This is a genomic window from Paenibacillus sp. MT124 (assembly GCF_058792755.1).
Genome location: NZ_CM179500.1, coordinates 5,211,455 through 5,231,548, shown reverse-complemented (window position 1 = coordinate 5,231,548; position 20,094 = coordinate 5,211,455). Strand labels below are relative to the sequence as shown.

Annotated in this window: 21 protein-coding genes and 2 pseudogenes; 18 read left to right on the top strand and 5 right to left on the bottom strand. The window is 49.4% G+C overall.

Going from position 1 to position 20,094, the window contains the following annotated elements; translation table 11 throughout:
• Positions 1–107 precede the first annotated feature (107 nt).
• Positions 108–899: an NAD(P)-binding domain-containing protein gene (locus AC3RCI_RS23665; protein WP_154896349.1), complete on the top strand. Its 792-nt coding sequence runs from the start codon at positions 108–110 to the stop codon at positions 897–899.
• A gap of 118 nt (positions 900–1,017) precedes the next feature.
• On the opposite strand, the pseudogene AC3RCI_RS23660 reads toward AC3RCI_RS23665, so the two are convergent.
• A pseudogene (locus tag AC3RCI_RS23660) lies at positions 1,018–1,360 on the bottom strand (MsnO8 family LLM class oxidoreductase); the annotation flags it as partial.
• A 126-nt stretch (positions 1,361–1,486) separates the two neighbouring features.
• Between AC3RCI_RS23660 and AC3RCI_RS23655 the strand changes: the two are divergent.
• On the top strand, positions 1,487–2,491 hold the full coding sequence (locus AC3RCI_RS23655; RefSeq protein WP_492526677.1) for an LLM class flavin-dependent oxidoreductase: 1,005 nt from the start codon (positions 1,487–1,489) through the stop codon (positions 2,489–2,491).
• On the opposite strand, the pseudogene AC3RCI_RS23650 reads toward AC3RCI_RS23655, so the two are convergent.
• The 3 genes and pseudogenes from AC3RCI_RS23650 to AC3RCI_RS23640 form a co-directional block, all read right to left on the bottom strand.
• Positions 2,480–2,797: pseudogene (locus AC3RCI_RS23650) on the bottom strand (transposase); the annotation flags it as partial. The gene AC3RCI_RS23655 and the pseudogene AC3RCI_RS23650 sit on opposite strands and share 12 nt — an antisense overlap.
• Before the next feature lie 330 nt (positions 2,798–3,127).
• Positions 3,128–4,774 (bottom strand): RNA polymerase sigma factor, encoded by a 1,647-nt coding sequence (locus AC3RCI_RS23645; protein ID WP_492526675.1) that lies wholly within the window; start codon positions 4,772–4,774, stop codon positions 3,128–3,130.
• 487 nt (positions 4,775–5,261) lie between these two features.
• Complete coding sequence (locus tag AC3RCI_RS23640; protein ID WP_492526673.1) at positions 5,262–6,635, bottom strand: MFS transporter; 1,374 nt, start codon at positions 6,633–6,635, stop codon at positions 5,262–5,264.
• 192 nt (positions 6,636–6,827) lie between these two features.
• Between AC3RCI_RS23640 and AC3RCI_RS23635 the strand changes: the two genes are divergently transcribed.
• Together AC3RCI_RS23635 and AC3RCI_RS23630 are read left to right on the top strand one after the other, a co-directional pair.
• Entirely contained in the window at positions 6,828–7,133 is a 306-nt protein-coding gene (locus AC3RCI_RS23635; RefSeq protein WP_127538989.1) for an ArsR/SmtB family transcription factor, read from the top strand.
• A 52-nt stretch (positions 7,134–7,185) separates the two neighbouring features.
• Entirely contained in the window at positions 7,186–7,392 is a 207-nt protein-coding gene (locus AC3RCI_RS23630; RefSeq protein WP_336782881.1) for a hypothetical protein, read from the top strand.
• 360 nt (positions 7,393–7,752) lie between these two features.
• Here the strand turns inward: AC3RCI_RS23630 and AC3RCI_RS23625 are convergent, their stop codons facing one another.
• On the bottom strand, positions 7,753–8,814 hold the full coding sequence (locus tag AC3RCI_RS23625; RefSeq protein ID WP_492526671.1) for a helix-turn-helix transcriptional regulator: 1,062 nt from the start codon (positions 8,812–8,814) through the stop codon (positions 7,753–7,755).
• 259 nt (positions 8,815–9,073) lie between these two features.
• Here AC3RCI_RS23625 and modA point away from each other — a divergent pair, with 259 nt between their 5' ends.
• The 14 genes from modA to AC3RCI_RS23555 all read left to right on the top strand — a co-directional run bounded on the left by modA (position 9,074) and on the right by AC3RCI_RS23555 (position 20,092).
• Complete coding sequence (gene modA, locus AC3RCI_RS23620; protein WP_492529989.1) at positions 9,074–9,913, top strand: molybdate ABC transporter substrate-binding protein; 840 nt, start codon at positions 9,074–9,076, stop codon at positions 9,911–9,913.
• Positions 9,910–10,593 carry a molybdate ABC transporter permease subunit gene (modB, locus tag AC3RCI_RS23615; protein WP_492526670.1) on the top strand — a complete coding sequence of 228 codons (684 nt, stop codon included), beginning with the start codon at positions 9,910–9,912 and terminating at the stop codon, positions 10,591–10,593. The genes modA and modB overlap by 4 nt, the downstream gene beginning before the upstream one ends.
• A 247-nt stretch (positions 10,594–10,840) precedes the next feature.
• Positions 10,841–11,173 (top strand): hypothetical protein, encoded by a 333-nt coding sequence (locus tag AC3RCI_RS23610; RefSeq protein WP_154896344.1) that lies wholly within the window; start codon positions 10,841–10,843, stop codon positions 11,171–11,173.
• Between the two features lie 277 nt (positions 11,174–11,450).
• Positions 11,451–12,290 (top strand): transporter substrate-binding domain-containing protein, encoded by an 840-nt coding sequence (locus AC3RCI_RS23605; RefSeq protein ID WP_154896343.1) that lies wholly within the window; start codon positions 11,451–11,453, stop codon positions 12,288–12,290.
• 24 nt (positions 12,291–12,314) lie between these two features.
• Positions 12,315–13,058: an amino acid ABC transporter permease gene (locus AC3RCI_RS23600; RefSeq protein ID WP_095361342.1), complete on the top strand. Its 744-nt coding sequence runs from the start codon at positions 12,315–12,317 to the stop codon at positions 13,056–13,058.
• A 4-nt stretch (positions 13,059–13,062) separates the two neighbouring features.
• Positions 13,063–13,773, top strand: coding sequence for an amino acid ABC transporter permease (locus tag AC3RCI_RS23595; protein ID WP_154896342.1), 711 nt, complete (start codon positions 13,063–13,065; stop codon positions 13,771–13,773).
• Positions 13,770–14,522, top strand: a complete 753-nt coding sequence (locus AC3RCI_RS23590; protein WP_492526668.1) for an amino acid ABC transporter ATP-binding protein — start codon at positions 13,770–13,772, stop codon at positions 14,520–14,522. The genes AC3RCI_RS23595 and AC3RCI_RS23590 overlap by 4 nt, the downstream gene beginning before the upstream one ends.
• Positions 14,523–14,643: 121 nt before the next feature.
• Positions 14,644–14,931, top strand: a complete 288-nt coding sequence (locus tag AC3RCI_RS23585) for a nucleoside-diphosphate sugar epimerase (protein WP_095291953.1) — start codon at positions 14,644–14,646, stop codon at positions 14,929–14,931.
• A gap of 23 nt (positions 14,932–14,954) precedes the next feature.
• Positions 14,955–15,293 carry an alpha-helical endospore appendage domain-containing protein gene (locus tag AC3RCI_RS23580; RefSeq protein WP_095291951.1) on the top strand — a complete coding sequence of 113 codons (339 nt, stop codon included), beginning with the start codon at positions 14,955–14,957 and terminating at the stop codon, positions 15,291–15,293.
• On the top strand, positions 15,290–15,589 hold the full coding sequence (locus AC3RCI_RS23575; RefSeq protein WP_095291950.1) for a hypothetical protein: 300 nt from the start codon (positions 15,290–15,292) through the stop codon (positions 15,587–15,589). The genes AC3RCI_RS23580 and AC3RCI_RS23575 overlap by 4 nt, the downstream gene beginning before the upstream one ends.
• Position 15,590: 1 nt before the next feature.
• Positions 15,591–15,932, top strand: a complete 342-nt coding sequence (locus AC3RCI_RS23570; RefSeq protein WP_095291948.1) for a FliH/SctL family protein — start codon at positions 15,591–15,593, stop codon at positions 15,930–15,932.
• 257 nt (positions 15,933–16,189) lie between these two features.
• On the top strand, positions 16,190–17,284 hold the full coding sequence (locus tag AC3RCI_RS23565; RefSeq protein WP_336782868.1) for a CgeB family protein: 1,095 nt from the start codon (positions 16,190–16,192) through the stop codon (positions 17,282–17,284).
• A 53-nt stretch (positions 17,285–17,337) separates the two neighbouring features.
• Positions 17,338–18,477 (top strand): glycosyltransferase family protein, encoded by a 1,140-nt coding sequence (locus AC3RCI_RS23560; RefSeq protein WP_154896340.1) that lies wholly within the window; start codon positions 17,338–17,340, stop codon positions 18,475–18,477.
• Positions 18,478–18,496: 19 nt separating this feature from the next.
• On the top strand, positions 18,497–20,092 hold the full coding sequence (locus AC3RCI_RS23555; protein WP_492526666.1) for a glycosyltransferase: 1,596 nt from the start codon (positions 18,497–18,499) through the stop codon (positions 20,090–20,092).
• Positions 20,093–20,094 lie beyond the last annotated feature (2 nt).

Genomic DNA, 20,094 nt, shown 5'->3' with positions numbered 1-20,094 from the left:
GGGTAATTCGATAATGTTGCGTTCTATAATTATTCCTGCTATGATTCATTTATGGAACTGTATTGTTCTATAAATGAGTAATCAAACACTTATAAGGAGTTGTTTTCATGAACAGCAACAAACATCCCGAGCGCACCACGCACCGGAGTACTCAAAGTAGAAACATGATCACTGCTGTCATTGGAACCGGAGACATCGGAAGCCAGCTAGCACGCGCTCTCGCACGTGGAGGCGAGGACCTCATTCTGGCCAACTCGCGGGGCCCAGAGACCATCACGGACCTGGCCAGCGAGCTTGGCGCACGAGCGATGAGCACTGCTGATGCCATCGCCGCCGCGGACGTCGTCGTGCTCTCGATCCCATTCGTCGCGATTCCCTCGCTGGCCGAAACCCTGCGTCAGGCACCGGCCTCGACCGTCATCGTGGACATGTCCAACTACTATCCCGAAGCCGGCGTCATTGAGGGAATCGAGGGCACAGCCTCCGATAGCTCCTGGCTCAGCGAGCAGATCGGACGTCCGATCGTCAAGGCATGGAATACCATCTTCTCCCGCAGCCTGGCACTGAAGGGCACTGCCGCCGGCGCGCCTGACAGGATCGCACTGCCAGTAGCTGGCGATGACCCGGCAGCGAAGAAGATCGTCATGCAGCTCGTCGAGGCCACCGGCTTTGAACCCGTCGACGCCGGCGACCTTGCCGAGTCGTGGCGGATGGAGCCGGGCTCGCCGGCCTACTGCACGGACCTCGACGCTGACACCCTGCGAGCAGCACTTGCCCGGGCCGATCGATCCCGTCATGCCCATGACCGGATTGCAGGGTCCATGGCGATCTACGATCCCGAGACCGGGACGATGGACATGGTCCGGGGCGTCCAGGTCTACCGAGACATCACCAGCTGACCTGTGATTCAGCCCCGTCATACTTGGCGGGGCTGAATCGCCTCTGCGCTCACTGCCGCAGAAAGCTGGCCGGCGGGTGTGTTCCACTTGCCGGCCTCGGAGCTCGATCGTCGAAGTGGGCGCGTATCGTTACCATGTCGGTGCCCGGTGCGCGACCAAGCCCGAGATCGATCCTGCCGGGATGCATAGCTTCGAGTGTTCCGAATTGTTCTGCGATGATCAGCGGCGCGTGGTTGGGAAGCATGAAACCCTCCGGCTCCTACCCGAATCACTGATGTTTGAGAGGCGGCGTGCCCGATGATGACGCTCGTCGCAGACGACGCAAACTCGGGCATGTTGTGATGCTCGTCGTACCAGACCCGGGTGAAGCCGTGGGTCTCGGCGGTCTGGACCATTCTCACGCTGGCCGTGATGGCTTTACGCGCGTTTTGTCCGGGGGCGACCTGGAAGCCGTCTATCAGGGATAGGTTATATTCATTCGCTGAGCTCCTTAGGCCACATTCAATGCATGCTTCCGGCCGGCGCCTTGGCGTCTGCCGGGGGGCGTTGAACGATTATTAAGTTTATTTTAAAAAGGAGAATATAGCATGTCTGTATTCAAAAAACCTCAATTATCGGTGCTTGATTTAGTTCCAATTCATCAAGGACAGCAACCGATTCAAGCAATTGAATCAATGGTTCAATTGTTGAAAGCTACTGAAAAATTAGGTTATCGGCGTTATTGGATTTCTGAACATCATAATATGCCGACGACAGTTAGTTCTGCGACTGTCATTTTAATGAAACATGCATTAGAACATAGTGAAACAATTCGTGTAGGGGCAGGTGGCATTATGCTACCGAATCATTCACCATTAGTCGTGGCTGAGCAGTTTGGCACACTCGCCACTCTGTATCCAAACCGAGTAGATTTAGGACTTGGTCGCGCACCTGGAACAGATCAATTAACAGCGCAAGCACTTCGACGTTCAAGAAATGACGCCGTTCATTCATTTCCGAATGATGTAAAAGATTTACTTGCATATTTCGGTCCTGAAGAGCAACAAAGCTTTGTAAAGGCATTTCCGGGCACTGGCACGAACGTACCGATTTATATTTTAGGATCATCTATAAGTTCAGCGATGTTAGCTGCTGAGTTAGGTCTACCATACTCGTTTGCCGGACATTTTGCACCTGCACTTATGGGCGAAGCTATTGCCTTGTATAGAGCGCGCTTCAAGCCATCGCCGTATCTTCAAAAGCAGTACGTGATGATTGGTCTTAATATTATTGCGGCTGATACGGAGAAGGAGGTTGAAGAAGAATATGCTGTCATGTTCGAACAATATATAAAGACGCTGGGTAATAACCCACTATCGCCGTCTGCTGAGAGTCTAGCTTATTTAAGTCCAGCTGAGCAAAAAAGATATGCATCACAAATGGGGCTAATGCTAAGCGGTGATCCAAAAGCCATTACAGCACAGTTGCTTGATCTGCAAAAAACATATGAAGCAGATGAACTGATCGTTGGTTCATATATGTATAATTTTGAGAAAAAAATACGTGCGTATGAGATTTTAAAAGAAGCTTTTGCTTCTATTTCAATGAATTAAAAAAGGAATTTCTATTATGACGTTACGGGTTAGGGAAACCTGATAAATCCGAAAGCCCCGGTTCTGTACACGCCCAATCCATTTGCGAGTGACATCCATCGTCGCTAAATAGAGCATTTTCAGCAGCGCTTCGTCGCTTGGGAAAATGCTTTTTCCTTTGGTGACCCTACGAAGCTGGCGATGGTAGCTCTCAATCATGTTCGTCGTGTAGATCAGCTTACGGATCTCCGGCGGGTATTTGAAGAAGGTGGAGAGGTGCTCCCAATTGTTGCGCCAGGAACGGACAATGAGGGGGTATTTGCTGCCCAGGTGTCTTCAAGCCGGCCAGTGCAGTTTTGCTGAATAGATCTGGTGAGTATGTGGAGCATCTGGCCTCTCACAGTTGGTTGCGAACAAGAAAGATAAAAATCGTAAGGTAAAGGAGAAATCTGGTAGATACGATTGCGATCAAAACCTACCCATGACGCACATGCGTCATGGGTAGGTTTTGATCATTTCCATACGTTCAGGAGGTGGCCGTGTGAAATAGCGATGTCCTAAGCACTTCATTGGACAGACAGAGTGGACAGACAGAGTTTTGTGTAAAAATGGCCATCGCCCGGGAACGGCCTTTCTTCATATACATTTCAAACCGACTTACTTGACCGGCCCCATCCAGGTTGAGATCGTCTTCTGCTGGTGCGGCAACGGCGGTTTCAACTTCCCGTTATCGACCAAATGCTTCAAAATATAGGCGACCAGCCGACCTCCGCCGGTGTTGCCTCTCACCATGTAAGCAAGCTGCGGCTCCAAATGCTTCGGCTGATTTTGCAGGAACAGGTTGAGCATTTTGTCATAGAGCTTGCCGACAGCAGGCGCATACAGAGCGGACAAATCCGGCATTGCCTTGTTCAACCGATCCAACGTTTGCGGAGAGTCGATCCAAACCGCATTGAACTTGTACCCCTCCTCCGTCTTGCGGATGTACCCCTTCTCCAGCAGGAACGAATATTGCTCGCTGTTCTCTTCGTTGTCGGGCAGTTCCCCTTGTTGGAACGCATGACAAATCTCGACATTCCGGTACTCCAGGAAACGCCAATCCACCTGGCGGTCACTCCAGTACGTATTGAATTGCCACAAGTATAAGGGAGTGTCTTCGACGTAGCGGAGCGACGGACCGAAGGTGACGTAACTACTCATATCAAAACCTGGATCGGTATCGTAGCTCCGGTTTAACGCCGCATAGGCAATATACTGACCTCCGTCCTTTCGTATTGGTGCGACCGCATCGAAGCTTTCGCCAGCCGGCATGCTCCGCCAAGATTGCTCCTCGACGTTCTTGGGCAGCAAGGTCCAGAGCAGGAAGTTATAGTCGCCGTCCGGAACGTACACTCCGCTATCCTCGACTTGCCGGCGAACTTCCATTAACGCATCAAAATGAACATCGGCCACTTCGGCGGCGCAATCTTGCCAGAATTGATGACCGGCTACGGCCAACTCGAAGAGGTCCCAGACGATAGTATTGCTTTGATATTTGCCGGGAGAGGTTTGGATGAGAAAATTATAATCGGCAAGGTGCCGGACTTCGCCTTCCAGCAAAGACGGCGGCATTCCGAGCTCCTCCGCGATTTGATGTACGGTCCGCGCCTTGTGATAAGCCGCGTAAACGATATTTTGCGCCAAGGCGCGTCCAAGAAAATCGTTGGTTTCGCCCAGTCTGCCCGCCGAACCGGAATGGCCCATTTCTCCCATGCTGACCGGATTGACACTTAAAGTTCCTGTTGCACGCATACGTTTCATCCCTTTCCGTAACTTTTTTTTAGCCTCGCTCAAATGCCACTTTACCGTGCCTACAGGAATGTTCAGAGCAATCGCGATATCGCTGATTTTAAGCTCGTCGTAGTAATGCATGACCACGATCCGGCGATGGATGTCGGACAGGAACGCGACTTCTCGGCGCAGCTCGCGGTAAGCTTCAGTTAACAGCAGCCGGTCAAGCGGCTCCCGGGAAGGGGCGGCAGACAGTTCGGACATGCCGTTGATTTCGATCGCTTGGGGAGCGTGCGCACGCTTTTTCAACCAATTCACCCAAGTGTATCGGGCAACCGTCCAGACGTAAGCGTCAAGGCTTCTGATGTCCCGCACCCCGGAGAAGGATTTCAACAACTGCAGCATAATCTCCTGAGCCAGATCCTCCGCCTCGGCCCGCTGCTTGACCCGGTTTAACGCAAAACCGAAAATCGGTTTGACATAGCTCCGAATCGCTTCCGCCGCTTCTTTTTCGTTTTTACTAATTGAATCCATCTTTTGCCTCCATAGTTGCATCTGTAATTCCTGACAATTATATAGTGTGCCAGGCGAAATAAAGGTTGGGATTATTTTATAAAAAATTTGGACGTCCTACCGGATCCTCATACACGTATAATTACAAACATCATGAGTAGGTCCTTTAAATGGTTAAAGAGACGTTATGAACTTATTGTTAAAGAAGTTGAAGTTTGCTTTAGATATAAAGGTCTCACATTTAGTATATAAAGATACTTCTTTACCGTTCAACTATGGGAGGATGCAAAACTAGGAGCACGAGCCGAAGTTCTTCTTCGGGTACTTGGGGTACTCCTTCGTTCCGTAGTTAACCAGGATTGGTCTCGATTAAATATTCAAATGCATAATTGAGGTTCATTCAACTAACGGGAAACGTTAGTTGAAAAATGGGAGGAAAAGGAGCCGATCAATATGATCGGCTCCTTTTTTTATACAACGATATTCAATGAAATTGTATGTGACAGCCTCAGTTTGGTTGTGTAAAACTTCCGCTTTTTCTATAGATGAAAGCAGAAACAACACCAACGACTGCTAGCATACATAAGCCCCAGTAAATATTCGTATATGCTGTGGCCAAGGTGAGTTGTTGCTGTTTTTCTAAAGCAATGGCAACTATGGCGACCCCAAAGGCTCCACTGAAAAACTGAAGAAGTTGATATAAACCCATTCCTGAACCTATATACTTCCTGTCTAGTACACGTGAGATTTCGTTGGATAAACAGCTAGAAAGTGCTGTAAATGCCAGGCTAAGAATCATATAGGTAATCATTGCTCCTATCCAAGAGTGTCCAATCAATAAAGCGAAGAGAATCGTAGAGATTAACAACAATATAGGTCCATATTTCAAAAAGGTACGATTTCCGTAACGGTCAATTACTCGACCCACTTGGCGTGAAGCGAGGATAGCAAGTAACGAACCAGGAAAAATGATTAATCCCGCATTTCCGGGTGTAAAGTTGAAATTCTGAGTTAAGATCTGAGGCAAGAGAAACAAAGTAGAAAAATTACATATATAACCTGTCATTCCTAGTAAAACGAGTATTAAAAATGGGCGGTTTGCAAATAGCGACGGGAGTACAAATGGCTCCGGGGTTTTACGAATTCGCACAACAAAGAGTGTCAAAGCAACGAGTCCAGCAATCAGCATAATCCCCTTCTGGTTAGTCGTGAACAGAAGTAGTGAAGTCGTACCTACAGCGAGCAATATCCCACCGATCAGATCAAAGGATCCCGCCTGTGGAAACTCTTTTGGAAGCAACGTAAGAAATAATGGAAGCAGCAGCAAGACGAATGAAGTTAGAATAAATAACCAGTGCCATCCCAAATTTTCGACAATTGCTCCGCCGACAACTGGTCCTGCACCAAGTCCTAGTGATACAGCAGACATATTGATGGCCATAGCAGCACCACGACGTTCTATAGGAATATAACGCGTATATAGCACCATAGATAGGGAAATAATACCGCCCGCACCAGCTGCCTGCACAATACGACATAGAAGCAATGCAACAAAGCTGTCACAAAAGAATCCAATCAAGCTAGCTAGTCCTAAAGCAAAGACACCAATATTCAGCAGCCGTCTGAGAGGTATGAAGTCAGATAACCGACTGAATGTGATCGAAGAAACAGCAAACATGATGGAATATCCGGACACAATCCAGGAAGCTGTGGATGAGGAAATATTGAAATCTGAGATGATATTAGGCAGTGCCAAATTAAACATGGATGTATTCATAAGTGCCAATACAATAGCAATGCATATGGCCCCAATGGTAAAGCCTTCTCGGGCTAAAAGTGGCTGCTCGGATTGAACTGCCGAGGGATTTTTTTCTGAACTCATACGATCTCTCCTTCTGATTGTATTACTTATGTATACGTATTGTTTTGTTGTTCGTAAAATAGCGAACAATTGAAGTATATATCGTAGTATTGTAAAATACAACATGAATTTGTTTTTGGAGATAAGCTTAAAATGTAGGCTCACATCAGCTAATAATAAATATGGTATAGGAATATAATGGGGGAAAATACAATGAAATCACTACATCATCCTGATCGTAAAGACTTCATGCTACCAGCAGTTCTGCATGCACTCAGTGATCCTATTCGTCTTCATATGGTGGCACAAATGCATAGGAGTGGAGAGCAGGCTTGTAAGAATTTTGATGTTCCCATTGCGAATTCTACAAGGTCACAACACATCCGGACACTTCGGGAATCTGGAATTATTTATACTCGCTTTGAAGGAACCAAACGTTTGTTGTCACTTCGAACAGAAGACCTGAATGAACGCTTCCCTGGCTTAATAGATTCGATACTAAATGTTTATGAAAGTTAATCGAGATAGCAAAGATTTTAGAACGCGGGCTAAATATGAATGAACCAGACGCATGCAGAAGGAAGATGCCCAGCGATTCATTTACAACGCTTCAGTCATTTTTCAAGGCGGCGGCTATCCGGTTTTGCAAAAAGACTTTTTAATGGACTATGAATTATCGGATGTGATTCAGAATAGCAGTGCCGTTATACTGTATGCTAGTGCTGGCTCGTTAAACATGGCTGCCCAATGGTTAAGCTTGCACAAATACTGGCAATGATGTTGAAACAACTACGATTTATGATGGTATTGACTGATCAATTTGCCTATGAATCTCTACCTGTTCCTTTTGTCTGAAGAGATTGATGTGTATGCGGCAGAACAGGAAAGCGCTATACGTGTAAAAGTACGGCAAAATAGAAATATTGGGTCCTGTATATTTAATTTCCCACTCAAGATTCAGAAATTGGTTGAGACGCTCTAATTAGGGTGTTCAGGCTAAAGGGTAACGATAGCTCAATAAATCTAAGAAAGCAGCTGATCATGTGATCAGCTGCTTTTCTTTAACTAACGGGCTGTACAGTGTTGACGTATGGGAGCATAAGTGTGTGTTTTGGCAAACTTGTACATGAAGTCAATATTATACTTCGTACAAAATCTCACCTGTACGGGAAACATCATAGCCTTCGAAGGATTGCAGTTCCTGTCTGAACTCTGAAGATTGAAGAATGCGCAGGACCGAATCGGTCCACAGCTCATTTCCCGGTTTCTTTAACATAACCAGGTCATAGCGCTCCTGAGTTAGTGGAATGAAATCAACCTGACCGACAAGACGTGCAGCCTTTTCAATGCCAATGCCCACATCCGCTTCACCGGAACTGACTTTGGCGGCAACACCCATATGACTGGTTTCTTCCAGGTTATAACCGATCAGGCGGGAGGAAGGAATCCCGTGCAAACGCAGCTGCTCATCAAGCAGGACACGCGCCCCGGAACCTTTCTCGCGGTTGGCGAGTCGCAGATCAGGCTGATCCAGGTCTACCCAGCCTTGTAAGCCACGCGGGTTACCTCGCTGTACATACAATCCTGCTGGTCTTGAGAGCAGGTTTACAACGACGTAGGACCAGCCAATCAAAATTTTTCGAATGTAGGGCAAATTATATTCGCCCGTATCCCCGTCGAGCAGATGAGTGCTGACCAGGTCAGACTCACCGCGGTACATGGAGATGAGTCCGTCGAGACTGCCCATAAAAGAACGCAGTGGCCGAATGTCCCGCGTTTGTTTCTCCATATGGCGCATGAGAATATCCAGGCTTACATCCTGCCCGGTAATGACGACATGCCGCGATGCATGGGGGGCAGGAGACTCCCCGCGTACGATGCGGGATGCTTCGGATACCGGTCTGGCTGGGGCATTGGAATAGTCTTGTACAGGTGCAGCCAAAGATTTACTTGAATCAGCACGATCAATTATTGGCGCGGTTCCCGAGGATTGACTCGAAGCGGATAGCGGTCCGGCTGAGGACTGCAGCTGCTTGGCACGCAGCTTATATGCTTCCAGGTCGGTGGCATCAATCCTCATTTGTTTGCCGACGCGATAAGCGACAAGGTCTCCTTTTTTAATCAGGTCATACACGGTTAGTTTGGATATTTTGAGCAGCTTGGATATTTCTTCGGTTGTATAGGATTGCTCCTCTGTCATGTGTGAAGATCCTCCTTCAGGATGGCAAAAGCATATATAATTAAGTTCATCAACATCATGTGTAGTTTGCTGAAAGGTTTGAAACAGTCTCTTGTACTATACCATTAACTGCTGGAGTGCAGAAACAAGACCTTTCCATTTGATCGATCTTATGTATAATGAAATATAATTAATTATAACTAGATATAACTAAACATAACGTGTAGAAGGATCAGGGGGAGAAGAATTGAAAAAAAGAATAGGATACATACTGGGGAGCATGTCTCTAGGGATGACACTTGTATTGGCGGGTTGTGGTGCTGGTGCGGACAGTGCGGATTCATCGACAGCAGTTGAGCCGGTGTCCTCGGCACCTGCGACATCAGGAGATGTCAACTCAGCAGGGAATACCGAGCCGCAGGAAACCGTAGAATTAACCATCTCCGCGGCAGCCAGTCTGACCGATGCGATGAAAGAAATCGAAACAGGCTATGAGCTTGCCCATCCTTCTGTTGAACTCAACTTTAACTTCGGGGCATCGGGGGCACTGCAGCAGCAGATTGAACAGGGTGCACCTGCTGATATCTTTGTATCGGCGGCAACGAAGAACATGAACGCTCTGGTGGACGAGAACCTGATTGCAGCTTCTGATCAGAAAAATTTGCTGCAAAACTCCCTTGTTGCCATCGTTCCAGCAGGTAGTGAAAATGCAGTATCGAGCGAGCAGGATCTGACAGCGGATTCCGTTAAAACCGTAGCTATCGGAATTCCGGAAAGTGTCCCGGCAGGAACGTATGCGAAGGAAGCACTAACGAAAGCCAAGCTGTGGGATCAGCTCGAAAGCAAGCTTGTGCAGGGCAAGGATGTCAGACAGGTTCTGCAGTATGTAGAGACCGGGAACGCAGACGCGGGATTTGTGTACAAAACGGATGCACTGACCTCGGATCAGGTGGAAATTGCATTTGAGGTGAACAAGAACAGTTATACACCGGCCCATTATCCGGTAGGCATTATTGAGGGCACAAAACACCGGACAGAAGCAGAACAATTTTACGCGTATTTGCAAACCCCTGAAGTGCTGGATGTATTTGCGAAATACGGATTCTCTGTTCCGGAATGATTGGTACGGAGATTGACTGGTCAGCGTTCTGGTCACCTGTCCGCCTGTCACTTCAGGTTGCTCTGTTGTCCAGCATCATTGCAGGCGTGCTCGGCATTGCGGTAGCCTGGCAGATGTCACGCCGCTCTTTTCGTGGCAAAATTGTGCTGGAAACCGTGTTTATGCTGCCGCTGGTGCTTCCACCGACCGTCGTTGGCTTTCTGCTGCTCGTTTTGCTGGGCCGCAAAAGTCTGCTGGGACAATGGATTGAAGCCATCTTCTCGGCGCCGGTCATCTTCTCCTGGTGGGCGGCGGTGATTGCCTCAGTGGCTGTAGCCTTCCCGCTCATTTATCAGACCATGAAGTCCGGTTTCAGCGGTATTGATAAGGATCTGGAGGATGCGGGCAGGTCGATCGGGGCGAATGAGTGGCAGGTGTTTCGCTACATTTCGCTGCCGCTTGCAGGACGTGCATTGATGACTGCTTTTATACTGGGATTTGCTCGTGCACTGGGGGAATTCGGGGCCACACTGATGATCGCTGGTAATATTCCTGGCAAAACCCAAACCGTACCTACAGCCATCTATGTTGCAGTGGATTCCGGTAATCAGACCATGGCATGGGCATGGACCGTTTCCATTATTATCATCTCATTTGTCATGCTGCTTCTAACGAGGCAGCCAAATCAGGAAAAGGCTTGAAGGGCGCAAGGCAGATACAGTAGGGATTAAATGATGAAGACCCGCACAAGGAGTGCTCCTTGGAGCGGGTTTTATGCTGTATGCTCCAATCCGAACGTTCTGTATGTAGATAGAAAACTTCTATGCACAAAAAAACCAAAAAAATTTCCAAATTTCGTACTTTCAACCCTCGCCTAAAGCAGCCCTTTTCCTGTAAAATAGAAGTAACTGATTCCAGCCAAGCACTGAAATAAGGAGAGAGACGACAATGAATACTAAACCTGATTGCGGCGTATCGTTGCAAATCGACGATTATCTGGATCTTTTGCATTTTGCCATCCAAATTCAGGATCAGGAATGGCAGCAGTCCCTTATCCACCAGCTCAAAATATTTCAGCCGGCAGCGGAGCAGCAGCGGACACCAGAAGAGGAATTATGGACACGGCTGGATTATATCAACAGTAAGCTAACGGGGCTGTGCAACCAGCTGCATGCAGCACACACCCAGGATGAACGCGACAAATGCCAAGAACGAATTGGCCTCCTGCAATCCCAGCGGCTGGAAGTCGCACGTAAAATTAAATGGGCCAGTCGCAGATAGATAACATCACGAATCGAAGAAGCCTTTTCTCCGCCAGACCGATCGGGGAGGGGCTTTTTTTGGTATATGGATTTCATAGGCAATGTCCGGATAGAGAAGTTCTATAACATTATCAGGATGTCCTATTAGGCTTCGTATTGCCTCAGGATAACCCAGGGTGATATTCTTTGATCAACCTAATTCCGACTATACAAGTAAGAATGGTTAGTTAAGAATTTGGAGAATGGGAGTTTACATTATATTGGCTGTGTAACACAGCCTGTGGAGGAGATCGGGAATGGCTAAAAAATGGGGGATTCATCAATTTCGGACAGCGCTGCTGTTCGTAACTATGCTCGCGGTGCTGGCAGGATGCAGCACAGGCAATGCTTCAAATGAAGCGGAGACCACATCTGCGTCCGGTCAAGATACAGTGAAGAAGATTATCGTAGGTACAGGTACGCAATTTCCGAATGTGTGCTTCATTGATGAGAATGGCAAATTGACTGGATACGATGTGGAATTGATTCGTGAGATTGATAAACGGCTGCCTGAGTATGAGTTTGAGTTCAGCACCATGGAGTTCAAAAACCTGCTGCTCAGCCTGGAGACGAAAAAGATTGATCTAATCGCTCACCAGATGGAAGTGAATGAAGAGAGACAGGCGAAGTTCCTGTTTAATGATGAAGCTTATAATATTTTCCCCAACAAAGTAGTCGTGAGTCAGAAAAACCAGGATGTGAATTCCATTGACGATCTGAAAGGGAAAAAACTGATTGTGGGTGCAACGAGCAATGCGGCTGTGCTGGCTGAGAAGTGGAATGCGGAAAATGGCAACAGCATTGATATCGTATACTCGGGAGCCGGTGAAGACACGATTACCCAGATCAAATCAGGCCGGGTGGATGCAACAATTAGTACGCAATTCGCCATTGACTATCAGAATAAGGCTGTGGATGCCCAATTAAAAACGGTGGGAGAAGCTTTATCGAATTCCAAAGTATATTTCATCCTCAACAAGGACGGGCAGGAACTCAAAGCCAAAGTGGATGAAGCTCTCAAATCAATCAAGGAAGACGGAACATTAAGCAAGCTGAGCACAGAGTGGCTTGGCGCGGATTATACGGTTGAAGAGTAGCATGAGAAAGGTGTGCAAGCCGTAATGGGAAAAGCATTCGATATATCCTTGGTTCTGGATTTCATCCCGGAACTGCTAAGGTATCTGCATATAACTCTGATCGTGCTGGGCGGGTCTATTGTACTTGGTCTAGTAGGCGGTGTGCTGCTGGCAGTTCCTAGACTCTACCGAATTCCGGTACTGAGTCAGCTCGCCACCCTGTATGTATCTTTCATGCGCGGCACACCGATTCTCATCAAGCTGTTTCTGGTCTATTACGGCCTGCCCGAATTGCTTAAGCCAATTGGCATTGACCTGTCCAGAACCGATCCGCTGGTATTTGTCATCGTGACCTATGCACTTAGCGATGCTGCTTCCTTTGCGGAGATCTTCCGCGGAGCCGTTCGCAGTGTTGACAAGGGCCAGACCGAAGCGGCTTATGCAGCAGGGATGACTACGTTTCAGTCCTTTCGGCGGATTGTTGTTCCCCAAGCGCTTATTGTGGCTTTCCCCAATATGGCGAATACGCTGATCGGTTCGCTTAAGGACACGTCCCTTGCTTTTTCCATCGGTGTCATGGATATGGTGGGCAGAGGGCAGACGCTGATCTCGGCAACGTCACATGCGCTTGAAGTTTATATCAGCTTGTCGGTTGTTTATTATGTCATTGTTATTGTCCTTGAAAAAGGGTTTGCTCTTGCTGAACGCAGACTGCAGCGTCATGAACGCAAAAGCACCATGCCTAAGCCAGCGGTCAGAGCTGAACGACTGAAACGAATAGCGGGGTGAGCATATGTCCATTGATCTCCAGTTTATTTATACGTCTTTTTTCAAAATTCTAACGGCATTGCCACTGACACTCGTGATCACGATTGTGCCGCTGATAGCAGGTTTCGGGATTGGTCTTGCCACTGCGCTGATTCGAATCTATCAGGTGCCATGGATTCACCGGGTAGCCGCCTTCTACGTTTCGTTTCTGCGCGGTACGCCGATGCTCATGCATCTATTTCTGATCTATTACGGTATACCGATGATAATTGATAAACTCTCTGAACGGTACGGATGGGCTTTTCAATCGGCTTCCATACCTATTCTGGTGTTTGTGTTGATTGCCTTCTCGCTGACAGCCGGAGCATATATGTCCGAGATTATCCGTTCGGGTATTCTGGCTGTAGACCGTGGACAGATGGAGGCTGCGCATGCCGTAGGCATGAGTACCTCACAGGCCTTGCGGCGCATCATTCTCCCTCAGGCCATCGGTGCTGTATTGCCCAATCTGTGCAGCATGTTTGTCGGATTTCTCCATGGATCGACCCTGGCCTTTACGGTTTCACAGATGGATATTCTCGGAAAGGCAGATGTCGTTGCATCCGTCAGTTTGAAATTTCTGGAGGCTTTCATTGCAGCGGCAGTGATCTATTGGGGCCTGACAATCATCGCCGAACGGATTACGGCTCTGTTGGAACGCCGGGTTGCCTTGTATAGCAAAGGAGGGGTTTCATGATTACACTAAGCAATATCCACAAGTCTTTTGGCAAGCAGGAAGTGCTAAAAGGCATTGATCTGACGGTAGAACAGGGGGACGTGGTCGCCATTCTTGGACCCAGCGGGTCAGGCAAAACAACATTGCTGCGCTGTGTGAACTTCCTGGAACGTGCGGATGAAGGAAAGGTCCAGATCAGCGGATTGGGCGTGGACTGCAAACATGCGCGCAAACACGATATCATGCAGATCAGACGGAAAACGGCCATGGTTTTTCAGCATTACAATTTGTTCAAACACAAAACGGTGCTGGATAACGTCACGGAAGGGCTAATTGTGGCACAGAAGATGTCCAAGGCGGATGCCCGTGCACGTGCCCTGCGTTTTCTTGAACAAGTAGGGCTTTCTGCCAAAATCAATGAGTATCCAAGCATGCTGTCTGGCGGACAGCAGCAGCGGGTCGGCATTGCCCGTGCTCTGGCACTGAATCCGGAGGTCATCCTGTTCGATGAACCGACTTCTGCCCTGGATCCAGAGCTGGTCGGAGAGGTATTATCGGTCATTCGTTCGATTGCCCAGGAGGGCATCACCATGATCGTTGTTACCCATGAAATGGGTTTTGCCCGTGAAGTGGCGAATCGGGTTATCTTCATGGATGGGGGGCATGTCGTGGAGCAAGGAACACCTGAGGAAATCTTTTTACGGCCCAAGCAGGAACGAACCCGCCAATTCCTGAGCCGATACTCATCTGACTGGAGTTATGTCATTTAACGATATAGGCGCAAGCTGGAGTAACTGACGATCCCGGCCCGGCATATGCTGTAGCAGGCAAATGCTGATAGGCCGGGTTTTTCTATGGGTGAAGCAGGCCGTGACGGTAAGGAGGAGGACCATGCAGAGCAAAGTTGATGAAATACTCACACATATTGCACACTCACACCAGCAGCTTGCACGAGTATTGGATGCCAAACGTCAAGTCGCTGTGCGGATGTCTGAAATTATTAATCATTTGCCGGATATCGAACCGGAGCTGGATGGCGTAGAGGGTCTGCTGGATAGCTCTGGACAAATCAACAAAAGCATCATCTCCTATTTGGGGGGCCTTGCGGATCTGGAAGAAGCTGTTGCCGAAACGCTGACCCAGGTCATGCGGGAGATGGCAGGTCAAGAGGAAGAATAAGCCCGGAAGGCGGGTGAGAGAACATGAGCAGAGAACAAAGTCTCATACTGATGCTGGATGCTGCAGCCAAGATGCAATGGAACATCGCACTGATCTTGGAAGCCAAGGCGATTGAAGCTGAGAAAGTTCGGAATTGGGCGCTGAATCACCTGAACGGTGAAGCATTTCTAACGCACGGTGATCAGGTGGCAGAACCGCTGAAAATGCATGATCAACTGGTTGAAATGCTGGAAGGATTAACCCGGATGGAAACAGGGCTCTGCAACAACTTGAAAGCTGTCATGGTCGATAACAGTGCTGAAGAAGGCGGGATGGACGGAGGCATGTTTGGCGGCATGGATCTTGGAGACATGGGAAAATGAGTCTGCTGCAGCGTGAGCAGGAAGTTAAACTGGCTCTCATTGAATCCATTGCACACAGCCAGCAGGCCCTGGCTCGCATTCTGGACAGTGTAGCCAGCGTAACCGCTCATTCGGAAGTATCTGCCCGCAATCTTGCCGAGAACATTCGTCTGCTGAGCAGGTATCAGGAAGAAATGTCCCGTATGGTTACGGGGATCAGGCTGGCACGAATTCAGCAAGGGGAGCCCGGCTTGCCGTGGCTCAAAGAACCTGAATATGCGGTACGTATCGTTCGGGACATACAGGAGGAATGTTGATATGTTGAGAAAGAAAAAGTTGAAGCTTAGAACGAAAAGAGCTTTGCTTGCACGTGGTGCCCGTCTGCGCAAAATCCGTAAGCTGCGTGCCATCAAAGGCAAACGTGTACTGCACAAACGCACGCTTAAAGGACGTAGTGCGTGGCTCAAAAAAAAGAAACGTTCGGTACGGCGGCACCGGAGTCCGAAGCCGGTACAACCAGTCGTCCCGGCTACCCCTACCGATCCGAACCCGGACAACGCGTACAGTCAGGGCTACAACGAGGCGTACAACGAGGGATTCAACGCGGGTTTCGCCAAGGGTTTCGAGGACGGACATCAGCTGGCGTACAAGGCACAATAACCGAATAGGCCTGATTAGCGGCAGACGGACTGCTGCAGGTCCAGCACATATGATCACCCGGGGGGATAGTTCCCCCCGGGTGATTTGCATGGCCGCAGAAGCGGACATGCCCGTACAGGCCAATGTGGAGGGCAGACGCCAATTTTGCGCCTTGCAGGACACCCGTCCATGATGCATCTGACCCCGGGGCATATCCTTTAGAGGGAAGACCAATCTCGGGGAGAAACGGATACGGAATCTCCTGAAAGGAAGACAGGGTGAAGGATGTGGCAAAAAAACGACACCGATCGCTCCCGGAAGCGAAGATAGCTTACCGCAGCGGATATGCTGAAGGCCGCAGATTCGGCGGCTGTCAGGCCATGATGGAGCGAGTTCAGATGTTTGAGCCGACTATGCGGGATATGAAAGTACTGTACATTCCGCAAGGATTTGATGCCATTGATGAAGGTGTCATCTTAGCTCTGCAGCAGTCTGTGCGTGAATGTGTTGTCGGGTCGCCGGCAACCATGCTGCAGGATGCAAGTCAGCACAGGCCGGATGTCGTGTTGGTCATGAACGGATTGCACGTATTTCCTGCGGATCACCTGGAGCAGGTAGACGGGATACGGGCCCTCGGTATTCGGACAGCAGTGTGGTTTGTGGATGATCCCTATTTTACCGAAGATACGGCGACCATCTGCAGGCACTACGATGTGGTGTTCACGCATGAAGAAGCGGCGGTTCCATTTTACGGAGGGAACGGAGCGAGTAGAGTCATCTATATGCCACTCGCGGTTAATCCCGGCATGTTCCAGCCTCGTCGCATTGAGCCTCAGCACCAATACGATATTTGTTTTATCGGCACTGGCTTCTGGAATCGGATCGCTCTGTTCGATGAACTGGCCCCTTTTCTGGCTAACAAAAAAGTATTCATTGCCGGCGGCCAGTGGCACCGGCTGACACGGTCGGATGTGCTCGGCCCTTTTATCCATGAGGGATGGATCGATCCAAGCTCAACTGTTAATTATTACAACGGCGCCAAGATTGTCATTAATGTTCACCGGACCTGCGAGAATGGTGAGGATAATCGCAATACGCATCATCTGGAAGGTCGATCCATTAATCCAAGAACGTATGAGATCAGTGCCTGCGGCACAATGCAGATTACAGATGCACGAGGTGACTTGCCCCGCTTTTACCAACCGGGTTATGACATTGAGACGTTTACGACAGCAGCCGAACTGGAGAGCAAAATCAAATATTACCTGAAGCATGAGCAAGAACGGCAGGACATGGCTTGGCGGGGGCTGTTGACCACGTTGAACCAGCATACGTTTGCCCGCCGAATCGCCCAGCTGCTGGAACATGTGTAGAACAGCGAGCCAGGAATACAGCGAAAGTTATTTCAAACAGAAGGAGTGGCGGTATGTCTATCAAACACCGTAAAAAGAGGAATTTTCATGCGCCAGTACTCAGCCTGGCTGATCAGGCACGCAAAAACGGGCAGCATGCCGGTTATGATGCAGGCAAGGAAGAAGGATACCTGCGCGGGCGTGCCAACTATATTGTCAATTGTGCACAGGAACCGCTGCCTTTCCGGCAGATCCACGTCCTGTACGTCTCTTCGGGTAAAGGATTCCCCTATTCACCGCTGGATGAGGCGATTATGGCCACCCTGCAAGGCATGGTTGCTCAGGTGACGCTGACTGATCCCCGGCAGCCGGTTTCTGAAATTGCGCTGCAAAATCGCCCCGATTTGGTTCTTGTCCTGGATGGCATGGACATTCCGCTTGAGCATATTGATGCGATTCGCCAGGCAGGTATCCCCACAGCAATCTGGCTGACGGATGATCCGTACTACACGGATATGACGATGGAACGTGTCCATCACTTCGATCATATCTTCACACTGGAATTGAACTGTGTAGAACTATACCGTCAGAGCGGCTGTGCATCTGTACACTACCTGCCGTTTGCGGCATTCACCAATCATTACTTCCCGATCACGACGCCATCACCCTTGCACCGGGACGTCAGTTTTATCGGATCGGCCTACTGGAATCGGGTCTACTTCTTCAATCCAATCATGGCACAGATCATGTCACACAATACCGTGTTTAATGGCATCTGGTGGGACCGTCTGCCTGGCTATGAAGCCTATGGCGAGAAGATTGAGCATGGACGCTGGATGAGTCCGCAGGAAACCAATGATGTATATAACGGGACTAAAATTGTGATCAACCTGCACCGTTCCCACGAAGATGATTCCGTCAATAACAACCATCTCAAAATACCACCAGCTTCGCCGAATCCAAGAACATTCGAGATCTCGGCTTCCGCAACACTGCAGCTGACGGATGCACGTGATGACCTGGCGCGGTTCTATAAACCGGGTGTGGAGATCGAAACCTATTCTTCTCCTCAAGAGCTGCTCGATAAGGTGGAATACTATCTTACTCACGAGAAAGAGCGCCGTGAAATCGCCCTCCGCGGATTGGAACGGACGCTCAAGGAACACACGTATGGCAGAAGGATTAATGAAATGCTGACGATCATATTCCCTTAATTTCCGGTCGGGAGGAGGTGTGCACAGACCTGCATGCGATATGCATGCAGTGGTCCGTGCAGCCATGGCGACTAAACCGAAACTCATGTTGTTTTCCCATGTGTGCAATACCCGGAGTATTACGGGGGCGGAGAAGCTGCTGCTCCATTTTATGCGGGAAATGGGCTCCATCTTCGACTGCGTGCTTGTTGCCCCGCAGGAAGGCAAGCTCGCCGGACTTGCGCGGAGATTCGATATTCAGGTCAAGATATGCTCGCTGCCCATGCTTCACGGTGTGTACACACCCTACCAGGGCATTGCAAATGATGCAGAACAGCTTCGCTACACACCAGCTTATCAGGATGTGGTTTCCCTCATTAGGGAAACTTCTCCTGCACTGGTATTGACGAATACCTGTGTGAATGTGCTGCCTGCCGTTGCAGCCAAATCGCTGCAGATTCCAGTCATCTGGAAGATTACGGAGATTATTCAGATCAATGCTCATACAGACGAAGCCGTGCAGATGATAGACCGGTATTCGGACTGGATTATCGGCATATCCGAGACGGCTGCTGCCCCGTTTAAACATGCGGGCATGAGCGGGAAGCTGTCAGTTCTTCCACCAACCTGGGACCCGGCACTGCCTGCCCCGGACCGCTGGCTTCATTTGCGTGAACGCAAGCGCAAGGAGCTCGGTTTCAGGAACTCGCATGTCTGTATCGGCTATATCTCTTCTTTTATATATGATGCCAAAGGGCTGAGACCTTTTATCGACATGGCTCTGCAGCTCTGCGAAACCCACTCGAAAGCCAGGTACTGGATCATTGGTGCGCCAGCAGACAAAAAGTACTATGACGAATGTGTAGCAAGGGTGAAGAAATCAGGATATGCACGCAGATTTACCTTTACGACATTTGAAGAGAATGTATCTCTTGCCTATACAGCGATGGATATGGTGGTTATCCCGAGCATGGTCAAGGAAGGCTTTGGCATGACTGCGCTGGAGGGTGTGTATTTTGCCAAACCGGTTATTGCTTTTGCCCAGGGCGGCCTGTCGGAGCTGCTGGAAGGGGTGGGCAGCGGCCAATTTCTAGCTCCTCCGGGAGACAGCAATGCACTTGCCGTTTTGGCGACGACCCTGCTGAACGACACGGAGATGGCGTCCGATATTGCCTGGCGAGGCCGGGCAGAAGCGGAACGATTGTATGGAATTGAAACCTACAGAGCTGGCATGCATACGATGGTGACACAGTGGTTGCTGCGGTACCCTGGCTGGTTCCCTTACATTCAGGCACCGAATGGCCCGGTGTATACCTGGGGAGAAGGCGGATTGCGTACCGTACTCGCTCTGGACCCCGGGGCAGTCAGAGCACTTCTGTTCCCGCTGTCGGTTATTCAGGCATTGCCACTCTCCCCACTTCCGCCGATTGCCGTAGGCCATCCTGTCCCCGCTGATGTGGTTGAAAAGCGTCCGCCTAGCAGGGTCAGCAAACGGAAAACGGGGGCAAAAAAGCGAACCCGGAAGGCAGCTCAGCAAAAAAGAAAGCATCTGTACAGGGCGAAACCAACGGCTCGCAAGCGCACGACTGCCAGGTCAAGGCGCCGGGCGCGTCGGAAAGGTTCCAATACACGATGAAG

Excerpts from the sequence above, each read along its gene's own strand:
- AC3RCI_RS23665 (WP_154896349.1), top strand. The coding sequence starts at position 108 with ATGAACAGCAACAAACATCCCGAGCGCACCACGCACCGGAGTACTCAA.
- AC3RCI_RS23655 (WP_492526677.1), top strand. The coding sequence starts at position 1,487 with ATGTCTGTATTCAAAAAACCTCAATTATCGGTGCTTGATTTAGTTCCA.
- AC3RCI_RS23645 (WP_492526675.1), bottom strand. The coding sequence starts at position 4,774 with ATGGATTCAATTAGTAAAAACGAAAAAGAAGCGGCGGAAGCGATTCGG.
- AC3RCI_RS23640 (WP_492526673.1), bottom strand. The coding sequence starts at position 6,635 with ATGAGTTCAGAAAAAAATCCCTCGGCAGTTCAATCCGAGCAGCCACTT.
- AC3RCI_RS23635 (WP_127538989.1), top strand. The coding sequence starts at position 6,828 with ATGAAATCACTACATCATCCTGATCGTAAAGACTTCATGCTACCAGCA.
- AC3RCI_RS23630 (WP_336782881.1), top strand. The coding sequence starts at position 7,186 with ATGCAGAAGGAAGATGCCCAGCGATTCATTTACAACGCTTCAGTCATT.
- AC3RCI_RS23625 (WP_492526671.1), bottom strand. The coding sequence starts at position 8,814 with ATGACAGAGGAGCAATCCTATACAACCGAAGAAATATCCAAGCTGCTC.
- modA (WP_492529989.1), top strand. The coding sequence starts at position 9,074 with ATGTCTCTAGGGATGACACTTGTATTGGCGGGTTGTGGTGCTGGTGCG.
- modB (WP_492526670.1), top strand. The coding sequence starts at position 9,910 with ATGATTGGTACGGAGATTGACTGGTCAGCGTTCTGGTCACCTGTCCGC.
- AC3RCI_RS23610 (WP_154896344.1), top strand. The coding sequence starts at position 10,841 with ATGAATACTAAACCTGATTGCGGCGTATCGTTGCAAATCGACGATTAT.
- AC3RCI_RS23605 (WP_154896343.1), top strand. The coding sequence starts at position 11,451 with ATGGCTAAAAAATGGGGGATTCATCAATTTCGGACAGCGCTGCTGTTC.
- AC3RCI_RS23600 (WP_095361342.1), top strand. The coding sequence starts at position 12,315 with ATGGGAAAAGCATTCGATATATCCTTGGTTCTGGATTTCATCCCGGAA.
- AC3RCI_RS23595 (WP_154896342.1), top strand. The coding sequence starts at position 13,063 with ATGTCCATTGATCTCCAGTTTATTTATACGTCTTTTTTCAAAATTCTA.
- AC3RCI_RS23590 (WP_492526668.1), top strand. The coding sequence starts at position 13,770 with ATGATTACACTAAGCAATATCCACAAGTCTTTTGGCAAGCAGGAAGTG.
- AC3RCI_RS23585 (WP_095291953.1), top strand. The coding sequence starts at position 14,644 with ATGCAGAGCAAAGTTGATGAAATACTCACACATATTGCACACTCACAC.
- AC3RCI_RS23580 (WP_095291951.1), top strand. The coding sequence starts at position 14,955 with ATGAGCAGAGAACAAAGTCTCATACTGATGCTGGATGCTGCAGCCAAG.
- AC3RCI_RS23575 (WP_095291950.1), top strand. The coding sequence starts at position 15,290 with ATGAGTCTGCTGCAGCGTGAGCAGGAAGTTAAACTGGCTCTCATTGAA.
- AC3RCI_RS23570 (WP_095291948.1), top strand. The coding sequence starts at position 15,591 with ATGTTGAGAAAGAAAAAGTTGAAGCTTAGAACGAAAAGAGCTTTGCTT.
- AC3RCI_RS23560 (WP_154896340.1), top strand. The coding sequence starts at position 17,338 with ATGTCTATCAAACACCGTAAAAAGAGGAATTTTCATGCGCCAGTACTC.